General features: G+C 72.4%; 2 protein-coding genes. Both read left to right on the top strand.

Annotated elements, in window-relative coordinates; genetic code table 11:
• Window positions 1–373: 373 nt before the first annotated feature.
• The gene (locus tag ACWCXX_RS41280; RefSeq protein WP_451136449.1) at window positions 374–1,126 is read left to right on the top strand and encodes a GntR family transcriptional regulator; all 753 of its coding nucleotides are present in this window, start codon (window positions 374–376) and stop codon (window positions 1,124–1,126) included.
• Window positions 1,127–1,650: 524 nt separating this feature from the next.
• Window positions 1,651–1,822, top strand: a 172-nt coding sequence (locus ACWCXX_RS41275; RefSeq protein ID WP_451136451.1) for a carboxyl transferase domain-containing protein, incomplete at its 3' end; no start/stop codon positions are given.

Here is a 1,822-nt window from a genome sequence, read left to right as displayed (position 1 = left end):
GTCGGTTAATCGCAATGCGGTGGGCGGGCATGCGCGAACACATCAGCTTGTTCCCGACGTGGCCCCCCCCCCCCGGGGGCCCCCCCCCCCGGGGGGGGGGGGGGCCCCCCCCCCCCCCCCCCCGCTGCGTTTTCCGCCGGGGAGGGGGCCTGCCGGCCCAGGTCGGGAAGGGGCGGGAGGTTGTGGGAAACGGGGGGAGGGAAGGAAGGGGCAGGGAAATCGAGAAGGGCTGAGATCGTTCTGGTGGCCGACGGCCGGATATGCATGAGTGGACAGCGAATCATCACATCAGGTGAATCTTTGGCCTGTGCTTGCGGTCCACAACCGACGGTTGTCAGGCTGTCGCAGACTGTCAACCTGTTGGGAGTGGCCTGTGACTTTCGGTGAGCAGCCCGCGTATCTGCGCGTTGCAAGCGACCTGAGGGAGAAGATCGTCAACGGTTTGCTGCCGCCCCATACGCGCCTGCCTTCGCAGGCCCGTATCCGCGAGGAGTATGGGGTATCGGACACCGTCGCGCTGGAGGCGCGCAAGGTGCTGATGGCCGAGGGACTGGTGGAGGGCCGCTCGGGCTCCGGCACGTATGTGCGCGAGCGCCCCGTGCCGCGACGGATCGCCCGCTCCGGCTACCGGTCGGCCGCCGGTGCCAGTCCGTTCCGCCAGGAACAGACGGCGGAGGGGGTGCGCGGGACGTGGGAGTCCCGCAGCGAGCAGGAGGAGGCGAGTGCGGAGGTCGCCGGGCGCCTCGGCATCGAGCCGGGCGACCGGGTGATGCGGACGCGGTACACCTTCCGGGAGGCGGGGGAGCCGATGATGCTCTCGACCTCCTGGGAGCCGCTCGCCGTGACGGGGCGCACGCCGGTGATGCTGCCGGAGGAGGGGCCCCTGGGCGGCTGCGGGGTGGTCGAGCGGATGGCCGCGATCGACATCGTCGTGGACAACGTGGCCGAACAGGTCGGCGCGCGCCCGGGGCTGGCGGAGGAGCTCCTGGCGCTCGGCGGGGTGCCGGGGCACGTGGTGATGGTGATCGAGCGGACGTACTACGCGTCGGGCCGCGCGGTCGAGACGGCGGACGTGGTGGTGCCCGCCGACCGCTTCCGGGTCGCCTACCACCTCCCGGTCCGGTGACCGTGGGCGGCGGAGGCGGTGTGGCGCGGTGCGGTGCGTGGTGGGTACGGCGCGCTGCGCGGCGCGGTGCGGTGTGCGGTGTGCCGGGCGTGGTGAAGGACGGGCGGTTCCGGTGTCCGGCCGTTCGCCGGCGACCGTAATGGCTTGTCATGTCCAGCCCGTAATTCCCCGCCCGGGGCCGCCCGCCGGGCGGGGAACGGCGCACCCGGCGCGGCGGGCGCGACGGCACGGGTGAAGGGCCGGGGCCGCCTCTCCAAGCACAACGAGGCGCCCGCGCCCGGTCGCTGGCAGCTTCCTGTAGTGGGCATTGCCGTGCGTGGCGCGGGCGCAGTTCCATGGAGCGCGTCAGGTGCAGCGCTCGCTCATGTCGCGGAGCCTCCCTGCCCGGTGGGCGATCCCCCCCTCGTACCGCCGGGACACCGGGGGTCCGGTCCTCTCGGGGGCCGGTCCGTCGGTGCGGTCCGAGCTCACACGGTGACGGTGGGGTGCCGGCCTGACCGGCAGAGACGACAAGGGGGTTGGCCATGCCACAGAACACGACGGACGAACTGCTCGCGATCCGCGCCGAGGCGCTGCGTGGACCGAGTGACCGGGCGACCGAGGCGCAGCATGCCAAGGGGAAGCTGACGGCGCGTGAGCGGATCGGTCTGCTGCTGGATGCGGGTTCGTTCCGTGAGGTCGAGCAGTTGCGTCGGC

The organism is Streptomyces sp. NPDC001732, from assembly GCF_053596315.1.
The sequence above is the reverse complement of the archived record's forward strand: the minus strand, read 5'-3'. Positions and strand labels throughout refer to the sequence as shown.